Source organism: Amycolatopsis sp. WGS_07 (assembly GCF_045278895.1).
Taxonomy (GTDB): domain Bacteria; phylum Actinomycetota; class Actinomycetes; order Mycobacteriales; family Pseudonocardiaceae; genus Amycolatopsis.
In genome coordinates, this window is the sequence record NZ_CP136053.1 from 3206414 (window position 1) to 3222333 (window position 15920).

Here is a 15920-nt window from a genome sequence, read left to right on the forward strand (position 1 = left end):
TCAGCGGATACCGGGAAGGTGCTTGACCACCTCGGTGACCTGGGCCGCGGCGGTTTCGTAGCTGACCGAGCGGGGATTCTCGGTGAGGACGGTGACGAGGTACCGGTCGTCCTTCACGAGGCCGGTGGTGTGAAGGATGCGCCCGGGATTGCAGCAGGACCAGCCTTGTTTGACGGCCCAGCGAACGTGGCCGAGCGCGTCTGGGATGCCGAAGTACTGGCGGAAGCCGTCGGCGCCGTTTTCGGTGGCACCGCGGAGCGCCTGGAGGATCGTTTCGCGCTGCTCGGCTGGTGCTTTGTCCATCAGGTAGCGGTAGACGCGCGTGATGTCGGCGGCGGTGATTTCCGTGTCGCCCCAACGCCCCGGGTTCCGCGGCGGTTTGGTTTCGGCGAGGCCCATCTCCGGTACGGCCGCGCGGACGATGCTGGTCTCGCCGCCCGCGACCCACAGTCTGCTGGCGGTGTCGTCGTCGCTGCGGGACAGCATTTCCCGCACGGTGGCCGGACTGGTGCCGCGGTCGAGCGCGTCGAAGGCGATCAGGATCTTCACCAGCGACGCGGAGGTGTAGTGCCGGTGCGCGTCGAGGGAGACCGGGGTCGTTTCGGTGGTGCGGTCGTAGACGACCACGCTGACGTGCCCTTGGGGGACGAGCGCGGGGAGGTCGGCGGCTTGCTGGGGTGCGGCGCTGCCCGTGCTGGGTTTCGGGCTGGGGCTGGTGCCCGGGGTGCTCGGGTCGGTGGACGGGGAGATGCCGCTGGCCGCCGGCCCGGCCGCGGTGATCACCTGCCGGTAAGGCTCGGCCGAGGTGATCAGGAACGCGATGACGGCACCGAGAATCATGCCGGTCAAGAGGAACGTGCTCGTCCTGCGCATGACCCGACTTCCCCGATCACCTGATCAGGGTTCGCCGAATCGGGCGGGTTGTGGGATGGGTCTCGGTACTGGCCGGTACGCGTGACGGCCGGGAGTGCTGCGGGCAAGCAGCTGTCGGTCAGACCACGGCGAGCCGGTCCACCAGCAGTTCGACCCGTTGGTCGGCGAACTCCCTCGGCTGCCGTCCCGCACGGGTCAGGGTCGCGATTCCGTGCAGGGACGCCCAGAACAGCTCAGTGAACAGGGCTGGGTGGACGCCGTCTCCGGCGACCTCGCCGAGGGTTTCCTGCAGGGCGGCGAAGGCGTCTTTCAGCGGTTCCGGAGTGTCCTCCTGCGCGAAGGCCAGGCCGCCGTCGAGCTGGAAGATGGCGTCGTAGACCGCTTGGTGGCGCTCGGCGAAGTCGAGGTAGGCGCGCGCGAGGGCGGTGACCCGGGCGCGCGGACCGTCCGCGGCTTCGGTGGCGGCTCGCAGCGCGGCGGCCAGCTCGGTGGACCCCTCGAGCGCGACGGCGCCGATGATCTCGCGCTTGCCGCGGAAGTGGCTGTAGAGGACGGGCTGGCTGTACTCGATGCGCTCGGCGAGCCTGCGGGTGGTGACCGCGTCCCAACCCTGCTGCTCGGCGAGTTCGCGGGCCGTCGCGACGATGAGGCGCTCGCGTTCCGCCTGTTCGCGCTGCTTGCGTTCCTGTACCGACATGAGCTGACTCTAGCATTGCTAGACAAGAGAGCGGCAGTAGATCTAGCATTGGTTCATTCACTAGCAACGCTAGATACGGGGAAGGTCATCATGCTCAGCGCACTTGAGGTCTGCACGATCGTGGTTGTCGGCGTGATGGTGGGGGTGGAGTTCTCGGTCGCCTTCGTGATGAACCCGATCTTCACCGCGCTCCCCGACGACAGCGCCCAGCGCGCCCGCTCCCACGGCGGCCGGATGCTCGGCGCCGTCATGCCGTTCTGGTACATCGGATCGCTTGTGCTGAGCGCGATCTGGGCGGTCGCCGCGTGGGGCGGCCCTGGGACGGGGCTGGTCGTGATCGCCGCCGGGCTGCTGGTCGTGAGTGTGGTCATGTCGATTCTGCTGCTCGTCCCGATCAACAACCGGGGCAAGACGTGGACCCCGGAAAACCGGCCCGCGGACTGGAAGGAGCAGATGCGGCGGTGGGACCGCTACCACTACGTCCGTGTCGCGGTCCTCATCGCCGCCTTCGCGCTGCTGGCCGCCGCGCTCGGTTGATTTGCTGCTCAGCAGCCCCATGCGCCCCGGCCGCACCGGCGAACGCCCTGGTGGGGTGACCGGATTCGGGTTTCGGGCCGGTTTGACCGGGGGTATTCCTTCAGGGTTGACCCACCGTCATCTCGGTACGGGAAGGACTGGAGTCATGGTTCGTGCGCACGGAGCCCGCGTTCGGGTGGAAGGGCTGCAGCCCGCGCAGGTGCTGGCCGTTCTGCTCGGGGTCCTGTTTCTCGCCTACGGCATCGTCGGGCTCGTGAAGTCCGGGTTCGGGGACTTCACCGGACACGGTGTCACTTTGTGGCGGTTTTCCGCCAATCCGCTGAACAACGTCGTCCACGTGGCGACCGGCGTGATCGGCCTGCTGCTGGCGCTGGGTTCCGGCCGGGCGCGGACGTTCGGCTGGCTGCTCTTCATCGGCTACGGCGCGCTGTTCGTCTGGGGCCTGATGCTCGCCGGGACGATCACGGTCAATCCGGTGTCCAGCCTCGGCAACCCGCTCAACCTCGCCGACGCCGACAACTGGCTGCATCTCGGCATCGCGGTCCTCGGTCTGCTGACCGCGGTTCTCCCAGCGCGCCACGGGGTTCTGCTGCCGGAGGACGAGGCGCCCGCCGAGGCCGACGCCGATACGACCGCGCCGCGACATCGGCCCGAGCATGGCGGGCACGGCTTGGCACACTGAGGTTCGGCCCACCGGGATCGCTCACTGGACTCGCTCCGGTGGCGGTCCCGGTTATGCGTCGGGGGTCTCTAACGCCCGGTCCACTAACTGGCCCGCTGCGCCGAGGTAGCGCGTCGGGTCCGCGAGATCAGCCAGCGTCTCGGCGTCGACGACCGCCGTGATCTCCGGTGTGTCCGTCAGAACCTCAGCCAGGGAACGGTTTTCTTCGATCGCCCGCCGGGAAGCGGTGCCTAGCAAGTCCTTTGCGCGAGCCTTGCCGACCTTCGGGGCCAGCGCGGCGGACAGTCGTTCCGAGACGATCAACCCGTTGGTCAGCGCGAGGTTATCCCGCATGCGATCCGCGTGAATCTTCAGTCCCCGCACCAAATCCACGGCGGTGTGAGTGGCTCCGCCGGTCAGCCGCAGGCATTCGCGCAGTAGCTGCCACTCGGCCTGCCAGACGCCCGCTGAACGTTCGTCTTCGGCCAACCCGGATTGCGTGACTCCGGCGGCCAGCACCGGTACCTGCAACGCGGCCGACCGGATTAACGCCGACTGGACCGGGTTTTGCTTGTGCGGCATCGCCGAAGAACCGCCACCGGTCGCTTCGGCCGCCTCGCCGATTTCGGTACGGGCCAGGACCTGGACGTCGACCGCGATTTTCCCCACTGCCGTTGTCACACCGGCCAAAGCGGCGACCAATTCGGCTACCGGGGTGCGATCCGCGTGCCACGGCAGCGTCGGCGCGGTTAGCCCGGTCTCCTCAGCGAAGGCCGCGACGAGCCGTTCGGCGTAGTCGGCGGTGCCGTCGCCGTATTGAACGTACGCGGCCAACGTCCCGGCCGCACCGCCGAGAGACACCGGCAATTTCAACGAAGCCACCCGCCGGGCGGATTCCTGGACACCCTGCCGCCAGATCGCGGCCTTCAACCCGAAGGTCGTCGGGACGGCGTGGGCGGTGAGAGTCCGTCCGGGCATGACGGTGTCGCGGTGGACGCGCGCCAGCTCGGCGAGGGCGTGGGCGATCGCCGTCAGGTCCGCGCTGATCAGCCGCAGGGCGTCGCGCGCGACGAGCATCATGGCCGTGTCGGCGATGTCCTGGCTGGTTGAGCCGCGGTGGACGAAGTCCGCGACGTCCGGGACCTTGGCCGACAGCGTGCGCACGAGGCTGACCACCGGGTTCCCGGTCGCACGCGCGTCGCGGGCCAGCTGGACGACGTCGAGGCTTTCGCCCAGTTCCCGCGCGGCGACGGTGATGCGCTCGGCTGCCTCGGAGGGCACCGTGCCGAGCCGCGCCTGCGCCCGCGCGAGTGCGGCCTCCGCCTCCAGCAAGGCGGCGGCGAAGGCCCGGTCGCCGGTCACTGCTTCAGCCGGGGTTCCGGCTCGCACTGGCGAGAGAAGGCCGGAGTCGGGATCGGCGGTCATGCCGTCCAGCATCGCACGCTTGGCGGAGTGGGGCGGGAGGGTCGCTGGTCGCTTGGGGTGTGGGAGTCCATTTCGGAGGGATCGCCGCTGGTGAGGCTGCGTCGGCTGGCTGTGGGTGGTTGTTGGTGCGGTCCGGGTTGCGGGTCGTCTCGGCGCGCTGGCTCGCGGCGGCGTGTGCTGTCAGTCGCCTTGGCGTGTTGCCTGGCTGCGGGGCGTTTAGCTGATGCGGTCCGGGTTGCTGGTTGCCTCGGTGCGCGTGCCCGCTGCCAGTTGCGTCGGCGTGGTGGTGCTGCCTGGCTGCAGGGCGATTGCCTGGCGCGGGCCGGATTGCCGGTCGCCTCGGTGTGCGTACCGCTGCAGGGCGAACTCGCAGTCACCTCGGCGTGGTGGTGCTGCCTGGCTGTGACCTGCTTTGTCCGCTGCGCCCAGGGCCACCGGTTGCGCGGCGTGGTCGCACCGGCCAACTGTTGCACGCTCGTCCGCTGCCTCCACTCCGGACTCAAGAGCCCCCGTCACTTCACCGCGTCACCTCCACCCGAACTCCCTGCCGCCGAAGCCCTTCCGCCTCAGCGCCCAGTGGCACCGTCCGTCACCTCGCGCAGTAAGTCGGCGTGGCCGTTGTGGCGGGCGTACTCCGCGGTCATCGACATGAGCATCCACCGCAGCGAGAACGGTTCTCCTGTCGTCTTCACCACGCCCTGGGCGTCCAGCGACGGCGCGGCCGCCAGGATTTCCCGGCTGCGGTCGCACTCCGCGCGCCACAGTGCCAAGGCTTCGCCGAAATCGCCGTCCAGGCGGTCGAAGTCCTGGTCAGGATCGTCGTCCGAGTAGTGCAGCAGTGGGACTTCCTCGCCGGCGAACTGGATGCGGAACCACCAGCGTTCGCAGCTGGCCAGGTGCCGGATCAAACCGTGCAGGGACATCGTGGACGGTGGGATCGCGCGTGTCGACACGGCTTCCTGGCTCAGGCCAGCGCACTTCAGCGCGAGGGTTTCGCGGTGCCACTCCAGGTAGGCGACCAGCGTCTCGCGTTCGCCGGCGAGGCGGGGGATCGGCGGGCGGTCGCTTTCGGCGACTTTGGACAGATGCTTCGGTGTCTGCGTCATGAGACGAGCGTCTCACCCGCCACCGACAATTTTCCGGCACCGGAGGCACGGGCAACGGTCCGCGTGCAGCAGTGGGCTAGCCCACATGGCGGGCCCGGGTAGCTGGCCCAGCCGGTTCTGTCGATGCGGAATTCAGGTGAATTCCGGTGTCGATCAGCACACTCAGACACGAATTCCGCACGGTGTTGTCGCTCCGTCAGAGGTATGGTGATCGGCATTCCGGGGATTAATCTTTTGGACGGCCCACGTCGGCTCATGGGCCGGACGGCGGTAGTGCGGCGGGGCCGAACGCACTAATGAAACGGTGAATAGGGCGCCATGGTCGGAGCGAGTGTGCCGATGGTCGATTCGTCGATGTACAGTCACGCCGGTGGTCAACTCGACCGGCTGTGCCGCGCGGTGGGATTCGACCCGGAAGAACGTCGTCACCTGGATCTTCTCCGGTTGTTGCTCGGGGAGTCCGGGGAATTGACCGTCGACGCTCCGGCGCAGTTCCCGTGCAATGTGGCGGACGACACCACGCCCGTTGAATTCTCGGTCGCATTCGACGCCAATGGCGAATGTGTGGTAAGGGTTCTCGGCGAGACTGTCGGGGCTCCGGATCCGCGCGAGTTCCTCGCTCAGGTGGCCGGCGAGTACGGCCTGGTCACCGACCGGCTCGACGCGGTGGCCGACCTCTTCCTCCCGCACGACGAGCGGCGCGGGCCGTTCACGCTGTGGTACTCGTTGATCTTCCGCAACGGTGCCGCGCCGAAGATCAAGGTGTATCTGAACCCGCAGATCAGCGGTCCGACGATGGCGGATTCCCTGGTCAGCGAGGGGTTCCGGCGGCTGAACCTCGGCGAGGCGTTCGACCCGGTGGTCGAGCACGCGCTGCGCCGCGGCGAGCGCGACAACTTCACCTTCTTCGCGCTCGACCTCGACGACGACCCGCTGTCGAGGGTCAAGGTGTACGTCTCGCACGACGCCGCCGAGGCCGAGGACGCCGTGCGCGCGGGGCAGCTGGTGCCCGGCGTCGACCCGATGCTGATCCGGGAATTCCTCGCCGTTCTCGGCGGCGGAAAAGGGCCGTTCGAGGGCCGTCCATTGGTGTCCAGTTATTCGTTCGTGGAAGGGATGGGCGGGACGCCGGGAAACTACAGTCTCTATCTCCCTATTCGGAGTTACGTACCGGACGACGAAGTGGCCAGGGCCCGGGTGCACGCCATTCTCGCGCAGTATGACTTTGACCCGGAACAACTGGACAAAGCGCTGGCAGCGGTTTCGGATAGGCCACTGCGCGACGGGGTCGGATTGATCGCTCATGTGTCGCTGAGAATGGGCGAGTTCGGCTCCGGAATCACCGTCTATCTGTCCTCCGAGGCTTATGCGGTCGCGCCGCCGAGAAAACGGCCGGTGCTCGGCCGGATGACCTGACGCGGTAGTTTTCGGCAGTCACCCACAACTGGAGGAATTACCCTGATGCGGACCTTCCCGCCGTACCGCGCCCAAGTCGTCGCCGAAATCCCGGTCACCACCCGGGCGGAGCGGGAGCAGGCGCTCGCCGCGGCGGGCTACAACGCCTTCAACCTGCCCGCGAACAAGGTCAGCATCGACCTGCTCACCGACTCCGGCACCGGCGCGGTCTCGACCCGGCAGGAGGCCGCCGCGGTCGCCGCGGACCGCTCGTACGCGGGCTCGGACTCGTTCTACCGCTTCCGCGAAGCGCTGCGCGACCTCACCGGATACCCGCACCTCCTGCCGGTGCACCAGGGCCGCGCGGCCGAGCGCGTGCTGTTCTCCAGCGTGCTGGAGAGCGGCCGGATCTCGGTCAGCAATACGCATTTCGACACCACCCGGGCGAACGTCGAGCTGCTCGGCGCGGAGGCGATCGACCTGCCGTGCGCGGAGTTCGGCGACCTCGACAGCCTCGAACCGTTCAAGGGCAACATCGACCTCGACGCCCTCGAACGCCTCCTGACCGGCCCGGACGGGCACCGCGTCGGCCAGGTGCTGCTCACCATCACCAACAACGGCGGCGGCGGACAGCCGGTCTCGATGGCCAACCTGGCCGCGGCGGCGAAGCTCGCGCGGACACACGGGGTGCCGGTTTTCCTTGATGCCGCACGGTTCGCGGAGAACGCGTGGCTGGTCATCCAGCGCGAACCCGGCTACGCGGACAAGACGCCGCACGAGGTCGCGCGGGAGGCGTTCGGCCTGGTCGACGGCTGTGTCGCGAGCCTGAAGAAGGACGGCATCTCGCCGATGGGCGCGTTCATCGGCCTGACCGACCCGGAACTCGCGCAACGCTGTGAAACCAACCTGATCGCCACCGAGGGCTTCCGCACCTACGGCGGGCTCGGCGCGCACGACCTCGATCGCGTCGCCAAGGGCCTGCAGGAAGTCGTCGATCCGCACTATCTGGCCGCGCGCGCCGCCGAAGCGGCACGGCTCGCGAAGCAGGCCAACGACGCCGGTGTGGACATTGTGCAACCGCCGGGCATCCACGCGCTCTATCTCAACGCCGGACGCCTGCTGCCGCATCTGTCCGCGTCCCGGTTCCCCGGCCACTCGCTGGCCTGCGAGCTGTACCTGGCGGGTGGAATCCGTTGTGTGGAACTGGGTTCGCTCTACCTCGGCACCCTCGACGAGCAGAACGAGCTGATCACCCCGGCCCCGTTCGAGCTGGTCCGGATGGCGCTGCCGCGGCGCGTGTACAGCCAGGGCCACTACGACTACGTGGCCGAAATCCTCGGCGACATCGCGGCGAATCCGGAGAAGGTGCCGGGCTACCGGATCGTCGAGGCGCCGAAGATCCTGCGCCACTTCAATCTCCGGATGGCCCCGGTCCACTAAGGACAGAACGCGAACGAGGGGGCTCCCCGCGCCGGGAACCCCCTCGCTGGTCGGGAAAGCCCGCCTCAGGCGGGCTGCGGGACCACCGTCATCGCGTGCTTCACCAGCCGGATCAGCGCGATCTTGCTCGAATCGCGCTGCCGCGCGTCGCACATCACGATCGGCACGCCGTCGGGCACCACGAGCGCCTCGCGGATCTCGTCCGGGGTGTAGCGGGGCGCGTTGTCGAAGCAGTTCACCGCCACGACGAACGGGATCTTCCGCCGCTCGAAGAAATCGACCGCCGCGAAGCTGGTCTCCAGCCTGCGCGTGTCGACGAGCACGATGGTGCCGATCGCGCCGCGCGCCAGGTCGTCCCACATGAACCAGAACCGTTCCTGGCCAGGGGTGCCGAAGAGGTACAGCACGTGCCGCGGGGAGATGGTGATCCGGCCGAAGTCGAGCGCGACCGTGGTGGTCTTCTTCTGCTCGACGCCGGACAGGTCGTCGACGCCGGTGCTCGCCTCGGTGAGCACCTCCTCGGTGGACAGCGGCGGGATTTCGCTGACCGAGGCGACCATGGTCGTCTTCCCGGCGCCGAACCCGCCGGCGACGATGATCTTGACCGGCGTCGGGACCGACGCCGCGGCGTCGTCAGAGCTTGATGAGGCCATCGAGAACCGCCTGGAGAGTTTCGTGGTCCGGCACCTGGGCCGGCTGACGGGACGGGGCGCGGGTGATGACGAGGCCGCGGTCGATCAGGTCCCCGCACAGCACGCGCACGACGCCGAGCGGCAGCTTCACGTACACCGCGATCTCGGCCACCGACAAGGGTCTGCGGCACAGCTGGGTGATCGCGAGGTGCTCCGGGCCGAGCCCGACCGGGTCCGATCCCTGCTGCAGGGTCATCACCTGGGTGGAGAGGTCGAGCTGGTGTTCGGACGGGGTCCGTCCGCTGGTGATCGTGTACGGCCGGACCAAAGGTCCGGCGGCCTCGTCGTACCAGCCATCCTCAGTCACGTCGCCTCCCGCAGCAGGTTCGCGGCCTCGCGCGGCGCCGACGCCAGGTAGTCGCCGACGCGCTTGACCAGTCGGTTCATCTCGTACGCGATCATTTCGACGTCGATGTCCGCACCGGCGAGCACGGCGAGGCACGCGCCCTGCCCCGCGGCCGAGACGAAGAGGTACCCGCGTTCCATCTCGATCATGTTCTGCAGCACCGGCCCGCGGTTGAACTGCCTGCTCACCCCTTTGGCGAGGCTCTGCAGGCTCGACGCGATGGCCGAGAGCTGGTCCGAGTCGTCCTTGCTCATCCCGGACGACTTGCCGAGCAGCAGGCCGTCGGCGGACAGCACGATGGCGTTCTGCGCGCCGACGACGCGGTTGACGACGTCGTCGAGCAGCCAGTTGAGATCGGGGGTGGAGTTCCCGTACTCGTTCATGCGGACAGACCCTGACTTTCGGTGTGGTGAGGTGTGCGGTCGTTATGACTCATTTTGCCCGCCTCGCGCCCGGCGGGTGCCCTTGTGGAACGCCATCAGCGTCCGCGCGGTGGTCTCGCCCGCGTTGGTGACGTCAGCGTCGGCGGCCTCGGCGTTCGGGTCGTCGTGCAGCTGGGCGACGAGATTCTGCTGCGGCTGCCGGCGCGGGAGCCGGGGCCGGTCGTCGCCCTGCAGCCCGCTGAGGTCCGGTTCCTCGGCGCGCGGCGCGGCCGGGACGTCCGGGATCTGGCCCGCGGACGGGGGATACGGCTCCGGCGAAGTCCGCGGGGTCGGCGTCGGCAGCGGGCGGGCCGGGTACGGCCGCGGGGCCGGCTGCGGTGCCTCCGGGGCTGGCCGCTGGGCGGCGCTTTCCTGCGCCGGCGCGCCGACCTGGGCGAGCGCCGGAGCTTCGTCGGGCTCGGGGGCATTCGCGTCGGCGAGGTGGCTCGACGGGATCAGCACGGTCGCCCGGGTGCCGCCGTAGCGCGACGGGTCGAAGGTGACCGTGATGCCGAGCCGCGAGGCCAGCCGCGCGACCACGAACAGGCCGAGGCTGGAGTCCGCGCGCAGCGCCATCGCGTCGAATTCGGGCGCGTCGGCCATCATCGCGTTGGCCCACTCGCGCACGCCCTCCTTCATGCCGAGCCCCTGGTCGGACACGTCGACCACGACGCCGCGGGCGACCATCCGGCTGGTCACCTCGACCTGGGAACCGGGCGGGGAGAACGACGTCGCGTTGTCCACCAGTTCGGCGACGAGGTGAATGGTGTCCGCGACCGCGGTGCCGACGATCGCGACGTCCGGCACCTGTTCGACCTGCACCCGCGAGTACTGCTCGGTTTCCGACACGGCCGCGCGCAGCACCTCCATCAGCGAAACCGGCTTGCGCCAGCGCCGTCCGGGCTGCTTGCCGCCGAGGATGATCAGGTTCTCCGTGGTCCGCCGGGCGCGCGCGGCGAGGTGGTCCAGCTGGAACAGCGACGCCAGCTGGGTCGAGTTCTCTTCGCGGCTTTCCATTTCGTCCAAGATCTGCAGCTGCCGGTGCACCAATACCTGGTTGCGGTGGGCGATGCCGAGGAACACGTTGTGCACACCGCTGCGCGCCTTCGCCTCGCTCGCCGCCGCGTTGACCGCGGTGAGCTGCGCGGTGTTGAACGCTTCGGCCACCTGGCCGATCTCGTCCCGGCCGTGGTCCAGTTTCGGCAGCTCGGCCTCGATGTCCACCGGATCGCCGCTCTTGAGCCTGCCGACGATGTTCGGCAGCCGGTTGCGCGCGAGGTCGAGCGAGTCGTTGCGCAGCCGTTCGAGCCGGGTCATCAGGGTCCGGTCGACGAGCGAACGCGACACCCGCACCGCGACGATGATCGCGGCCAGCGAGGCGAGCAGGGCCACGATGCTGCCGATGATCGCGTTGCGCAGCTGCGCGTTCCCGGAGTCGATCGCGGCGGCGGAGACCTGGTCGGCCTGTTCGATGGTGAGCTGGTTCAGACCTTGGGCGACCTGCGCGGTCAGCGCGTGCCAGTCGCCCGCCGAGACCGGCACGCTGCTCTGGTCGCTGCTGGTCCACGGACCGCGTTTGATCAGCGAGTCTTCGGCCGCGTTGAGCCGTTTCCACGCGTCGCTCGCGGAGAGCTGCTCGTAATGCTGGCGCACCGCCGGTTCGAGGAACGGCGAGATCTGCGCCAGCTGCGTGCGGTAGTAGCCGACGAGCTGGGAGAACTCGACGAAGTCGTCGGGGGCGAAGTTGTTGCCGGAGAACGCCGCGGACACCAGCGACGTCTCGCGCGACATCAGGTCGCCCGCCCGGAAGAGCGAGGTCGCCGAGATGGCGCCCTGCACCGCGGTCGCGTCGGGGACGATGCGCGCCTGGGTGTCGAACAGCGTCGCCGCGGAGTCGAGTACGCCGTTGTAGTAGGCGTTGACCTGCGAGCGGTTGATGCTGCGGAAGTTGACCTGCGAGCGCAGCACCGGCAACTGGTCGAGCTGCGCCTTCAGCGCGGTGACCTTGCTGGCGATCTCGTCCGGCGCGCTGGAAATGGTGGCCGCGAAGGCTTCCTGCAGGCCCTTCAGCTTCCCGTCGCTGTCCTGTTCCTGCTGCTGCAGTTGCTGCGGGCCGGAACTGGGGCTGTCGAGGTACTGCAGGGCCAGCTGGCGTTCCTGCTGCAGCGACGACAACGCGGTGAGCGCGGGGATCGACACGTCACGCACCGAGCCGGCCACGAGCCGCACGTACAAGCCGTTGATGAAGAAGGCCGTCGCCAGCACCGCCCACAGCACGAGCAGGGTGATGCTCGGGATCAGGACCGTCCGGGTCAGCCTTTTCCGGATCGACTTGTCGTACGCCTTGCCGGGATCGTCCTTGTTCTCCACGATGATTCACGAACTCCTGGGTCACCCTCGGCGAGAGTGCGGACACGGCCGGGGAAGCGGACACGCCAGTGGGTGCGAGTGGTCCTCGTCACGGAAATCTCGGATACACCCTTCGTAGGCCCACCGAACGGAACAGCCCCGGTTTCTATCACGAACGAGGGCCGCGTGGTTCCGCTGAACGAGCCGCCGAACGCCGTCTTGACGACGGTTACCGACCGTAGCGCCGAGTTCCCCCGGCATTTGCCGAGGCCCCGGCCCCGGCTGCGGTTTTCGGACCAGTGGGCTGCTCTGAATGAGTGATTCAAAAAGTGGCCGGATCCTCATTCAGTGTTCCGTGGGGTGGAACTGTCGCTGAAGTGACATGTCGACAACTGCTGTCCACAATGGACTAATGGCTGATCCTCGGGGTCGGCCCGAGGAACGGGAGCAGTTCGGTGCCGTCCTGGAGCGCGGAGAGGGTGCGCAGGACTCCGGCGCCGCCGGTGGCGACGTCGGCGGACAGTCGTAGCAGGCGAGTGCCCGGGAAGGCAAGGCCGCCGCGGAACGGGACGGCGTACCACGAAAGCCGGGTCAGGTGCCGGTCGATCGCGTCCTGCGTGCGCCGGTCCGGGGTGCTGCTGAACGCCAGCCCGGCGGCGAGCCCGCAGCGGCCGTTGAGCAGGCCGGGGTGGAGCGCGAACTCCCCGCGGCACGCGACGCGCAGCGCGGGCAGGCTGCGCGCGGCCTTCGCGTCGAGGCGATACCGCGCCAGCTGTTCGGTGACGATCAGAATCCCGGCGCTGCCGATGCCCGCGCCGCGGCGCGCACCCCGGTTGCCGTCGCGGACCGGCAGCGAGCCGTCCAGTGCCGGCACGCATTCCTCCAGATCGCGTTCGAGCGCCTGGTCGGCGAACGACAGCCAGGCCGGTTCGCCAGTGCGTTCGTAGAGCCGCAGGAACAGCAGCGCCGGGCCGGACCAGCCGTGCAGCAGCCCGGCCTGCGCTTGCGCGCCTGGCGGTTCGGCGGTGTCCAGCGCCTCGGCGAGCCGGATGCCGATGTTCAGCGCCTGCCTGCCGTACTCGTTGTCCCCGCGGGTGGCGGCGAAATGCAGGCGGGTCAGGCCGATGCCCGCCAGGCCGCTCGCCAGGTCGTGGCAGACGGTTTGTTCCACCAGTGCGCGGGAGGCGGCCAGCAGGCTGCTGGCGGCCGTCCGATAGCCGAATTCCTCCAGTACGTAAGCGATTCCGTGGCTGCCGTCGAAGAAACCCGCGCGGCTCGGCTGTTCTCCGTGTACCGCGTCGAGGAGCCATTGCTCGTGGTCGGGGAAGCGGCCGGCACCCGCGACGTGCAGTGAATGCAGGACGCCCGCCGCGCCGGTGCCGAAGGTCGCGCCGCCGACGCGGAACTGGTCGATGTCGCCGGGGAACAGCCGATCCCGGCGCTCCGGGGTCGCGGAGGCGAGCAGTGCTTCGGCGATCTGCTTGCGCACCAGCGGCCAGTCTGGACGGGGTTCGTCGAGTTCGATGTGCGCGGGCTCGGCGTGCGGCGCGATGCTGTCGGCGTAGCCCTCCGGCAGCGAGAACCGGCGTTCGGTGAGTTCGGCGGCCCAGCGGAGGCGTTCGGGCACCAGGTGATAGACCGGGGCCAGTGGCAGGAAGAGGCGCAGCCGCAGGGCGGTCTCGTCGCGGTCGAAGCCGGTCAGCGAGACGGTTCCGGCGCTGTCGACCAGGATGTTGTGCGGATTTTCGAGGACGACGCCGCGTTCGCGGGCTTCGGCGACGATGCGGTCGACCTGTGCCAGCACCGACAGCGCCTGCCTGCGGTAGGCGGCGAGGTCGGCTTCGGGGCAGTCGCGGCGGGTGAGCGGGTAGTGCCGGGTGAGCCAGGCGTCCAGCGGCAGGCCGGGCCGGTACTCCCGCACCAGGTAGTGGCGTTGCCCGGCGACGTATGCGTAGACCTTCGGAATGCCGTGGATCCCGGCGAGCCGCTTGAGGAGGTCGTGCTTGCGCTCCAGCCTCGCCACGGCGTCGACGCCGTCGCTGTCCAGCCCGGTGTAGGGCCAGGCCTCCTCGACGAGCACCTGCTCGCCGCCGCGTTTGGCCAGGTAGACGGCGGTGCCGTGGGCTTGCCGGACGACCTCGGCGACCGGATGCGGCGGTTCGGGCGCGTCGGTGTACTCCGCTACGCAGTCCGGGATCCGGACCCAGTCCGGCACCGAGAAGTCCGGGCCCTGGTGCTCCGGTTCGAGGGCGCTGCTCGGCCTGCGGATCGCGGGCACGCGGGCGCCGGCGTGTTCGGTCCACAGTTCGGCGAATCCGCCGTAATGCACGTGAACCGGGCATTCTCCGCAGCGGAGCGCGCCCTCGATATCGGGTCCGGGCTCACCGGTGAGGAGTTCGGAAAGATCATCGAGGATCCGGTCGAGAGTGTTGTTGTCGGGCGGATAAATAGTGGCGAGCGCGCCGCTTCCGGGAGTGGTCGGATATTCGGCATTGTGATCGAGGAAAATCGACCGGGAACGCAGGTGCCGGTGGTGCAGCCGGTGCTCCAGGCAGTACTCGCGCACGCGGTCCAGTACCCGCTCGGCGTTGCCGGGGGCGGCGGAAACCTCGACCGTCCAGCCTTGTTCCGGCAATGTCTCACCAGCTGGATGCAGGAAGCGCCAATGTCCGCGCTCCTCGATTGTCCACAATGGACTTTTCGGGGCGGCGGCCAGGTCGTCGGCGGAGATTTCCCGCCGGCGGTCGAAGAACCACGGATCGGCGAGGCAGAATGCCTCGTGCCGGACGTTCATAAAAGTGGATCCTTCCGCGTGCGCGCCATCCGGTTCTCCGGCGACGGAAACTATTCCCGCACAGCTTCGACCTCGCGCCAATCCGCCATTTCAGCGTTCGGCGGACCCGAGCGGGGCGAGGATAAAACCGGCTCTCGCCGACTGAGGGTGATTCCCCGTCGCCCGGTCGAGCGGGTTTTCCCTGGCATTCGGGAATTGACGTAATGCCAGCGACCCGTTCCGGTGAACGTGGTCCCGGCCACGCCGTCGGCCCCTCGCCCGTCCGGGGCGGCGGACCGGGCGGGTACGTTGAGCCCGGCGGGCAAAAGGAGGAACGGGTGATCTTCGGGTTCGCGATAGCGGTGGCCGGGTGCGCGCTGCTGGTCGCGCTGTGGAGTTTCGTCCAGGCGGCGCGCAAGCGGCTGCCGGACACCCCGCTGCTCGTCGCGCTCGCCGTGATCGAGGTCCTGCTGGTCGCCCAGCTCGTGATCGGGGTCGTGCTGCTCGTCGGCGGGCACCATCCGGGCAGCCTCGCGACCTATCTCGCCTACCTGATCGGCTGCCTCGTCGTGCTGCCGGTCGGCGCGGCGTGGGCGCTGGCCGAGCAGAGCCGGTCGAGCACGGTCGTGCTCGGCATCGCCTGCCTGGCCATTCCGGTGATGGTGCTGCGACTGAACGAGGTGTGGAGTGGAGCAAGCGCGTAAGACGGCCACCGGTCCCGGCCGGATCCTGGTCGCGGTGTACGCCATCTTCGCGCTCGCCGCGACGTCGCGGGCGGGCGTCCAGATCGGCACGAAGTTCCACGAGGCGCCGCTCGCGTACCTGCTGTCGGCCTTCGCCGCGCTGGTCTACATCCTGGCCACGATCGCGCTCGCCCGCGGCGGCCGCACGTGGTGGCGGATCGCGCTCGCCGCTTGCACGGTCGAGCTGCTGGGCGTGCTGACCGTGGGCACCCTGAGCATTTTCGACCGGAAGGCGTTCCCGGACGCCACGGTGTGGTCGGTGTACGGCCAGGGGTACCTGTTCATCCCGCTGGTGCTTCCGGTGATCGGCCTGTACTGGCTGCGCCGGAGCCGGGTCGCTGCCTGAGCCTTTCGCCGGAACAGTACGCGGAACTGTCCGTAGCGGCGTCGGCAGAAGAAGAACAGGTGGTCCCCGGCTACTTTCGCCGGTTCTGGTTCCCGCGCGCGGTGCCGATGATCGA

Annotated in this window: 15 protein-coding genes; 6 read left to right on the forward strand and 9 right to left on the reverse strand. The window is 68.9% G+C overall.

From position 1 onward, the window contains the following. A complete protein-coding gene (locus RPX00_RS15185; RefSeq protein WP_406640170.1) occupies nucleotides 1-873 on the reverse strand; it encodes a hypothetical protein in 873 nt (290 codons plus the stop codon). Nucleotides 874-991: 118 nt separating this feature from the next. Continuing rightward, the gene (locus RPX00_RS15190) at nucleotides 992-1570 is read right to left on the reverse strand and encodes a TetR/AcrR family transcriptional regulator (protein WP_406640171.1); all 579 of its coding nucleotides are present in this window, start codon (nucleotides 1568-1570) and stop codon (nucleotides 992-994) included. A 90-nt stretch (nucleotides 1571-1660) separates the two neighbouring features. Here RPX00_RS15190 and RPX00_RS15195 point away from each other — a divergent pair, with 90 nt between their 5' ends. Together RPX00_RS15195 and RPX00_RS15200 are read left to right on the forward strand one after the other, a co-directional pair. Further along, complete coding sequence (locus tag RPX00_RS15195; RefSeq protein ID WP_406640173.1) at nucleotides 1661-2107, forward strand: anthrone oxygenase family protein; 447 nt, start codon at nucleotides 1661-1663, stop codon at nucleotides 2105-2107. Nucleotides 2108-2252: 145 nt separating this feature from the next. Further along, complete coding sequence (locus tag RPX00_RS15200) at nucleotides 2253-2789, forward strand: DUF4383 domain-containing protein (protein WP_406640174.1); 537 nt, start codon at nucleotides 2253-2255, stop codon at nucleotides 2787-2789. A gap of 51 nt (nucleotides 2790-2840) precedes the next feature. On the opposite strand, the gene pcaB is transcribed toward RPX00_RS15200, so the two are convergent. Both pcaB and RPX00_RS15210 read right to left on the reverse strand, forming a co-directional pair. Continuing rightward, a complete protein-coding gene (gene pcaB / locus RPX00_RS15205; RefSeq protein ID WP_406640175.1) occupies nucleotides 2841-4193 on the reverse strand; it encodes a 3-carboxy-cis,cis-muconate cycloisomerase in 1353 nt (450 codons plus the stop codon). A gap of 566 nt (nucleotides 4194-4759) precedes the next feature. Next, nucleotides 4760-5299 (reverse strand): DinB family protein, encoded by a 540-nt coding sequence (locus tag RPX00_RS15210; protein WP_406640176.1) that lies wholly within the window; start codon nucleotides 5297-5299, stop codon nucleotides 4760-4762. 318 nt (nucleotides 5300-5617) lie between these two features. Between RPX00_RS15210 and RPX00_RS15215 the strand changes: the two genes are divergently transcribed. After that, a complete protein-coding gene (locus RPX00_RS15215; RefSeq protein ID WP_406640178.1) occupies nucleotides 5618-6715 on the forward strand; it encodes a tryptophan dimethylallyltransferase family protein in 1098 nt (365 codons plus the stop codon). A gap of 45 nt (nucleotides 6716-6760) precedes the next feature. Further along, nucleotides 6761-8134 (forward strand): tryptophanase, encoded by a 1374-nt coding sequence (locus RPX00_RS15220; RefSeq protein WP_406640179.1) that lies wholly within the window; start codon nucleotides 6761-6763, stop codon nucleotides 8132-8134. A gap of 65 nt (nucleotides 8135-8199) precedes the next feature. On the opposite strand, the gene RPX00_RS15225 is transcribed toward RPX00_RS15220, so the two are convergent. The 5 genes from RPX00_RS15225 to RPX00_RS15245 all read right to left on the reverse strand — a co-directional run bounded on the left by RPX00_RS15225 (nucleotide 8200) and on the right by RPX00_RS15245 (nucleotide 14737). Next, nucleotides 8200-8787 carry a GTP-binding protein gene (locus tag RPX00_RS15225; protein ID WP_406640180.1) on the reverse strand — a complete coding sequence of 196 codons (588 nt, stop codon included), beginning with the start codon at nucleotides 8785-8787 and terminating at the stop codon, nucleotides 8200-8202. Next, nucleotides 8768-9133, reverse strand: a complete 366-nt coding sequence (locus RPX00_RS15230; protein ID WP_406640181.1) for a DUF742 domain-containing protein — start codon at nucleotides 9131-9133, stop codon at nucleotides 8768-8770. Before RPX00_RS15230 ends, RPX00_RS15225 begins: the two co-directional genes overlap by 20 nt. Further along, complete coding sequence (locus RPX00_RS15235; protein WP_009071597.1) at nucleotides 9130-9555, reverse strand: roadblock/LC7 domain-containing protein; 426 nt, start codon at nucleotides 9553-9555, stop codon at nucleotides 9130-9132. Before RPX00_RS15235 ends, RPX00_RS15230 begins: the two co-directional genes overlap by 4 nt. 42 nt (nucleotides 9556-9597) lie before the next feature. Next, nucleotides 9598-11964: a nitrate- and nitrite sensing domain-containing protein gene (locus RPX00_RS15240; RefSeq protein WP_406640182.1), complete on the reverse strand. Its 2367-nt coding sequence runs from the start codon at nucleotides 11962-11964 to the stop codon at nucleotides 9598-9600. A 388-nt stretch (nucleotides 11965-12352) separates the two neighbouring features. Next, nucleotides 12353-14737: a lanthionine synthetase LanC family protein gene (locus RPX00_RS15245; RefSeq protein WP_406640183.1), complete on the reverse strand. Its 2385-nt coding sequence runs from the start codon at nucleotides 14735-14737 to the stop codon at nucleotides 12353-12355. Between the two features lie 317 nt (nucleotides 14738-15054). On the opposite strand from RPX00_RS15245, the gene RPX00_RS15250 reads away from it, so the two are divergent. Together RPX00_RS15250 and RPX00_RS15255 are read left to right on the forward strand one after the other, a co-directional pair. Continuing rightward, nucleotides 15055-15420 carry a hypothetical protein gene (locus RPX00_RS15250; protein ID WP_406640184.1) on the forward strand — a complete coding sequence of 122 codons (366 nt, stop codon included), beginning with the start codon at nucleotides 15055-15057 and terminating at the stop codon, nucleotides 15418-15420. Nucleotides 15421-15442: 22 nt separating this feature from the next. Then, the gene (locus tag RPX00_RS15255; RefSeq protein WP_406642927.1) at nucleotides 15443-15805 is read left to right on the forward strand and encodes a hypothetical protein; all 363 of its coding nucleotides are present in this window, start codon (nucleotides 15443-15445) and stop codon (nucleotides 15803-15805) included. Nucleotides 15806-15920 lie beyond the last annotated feature (115 nt).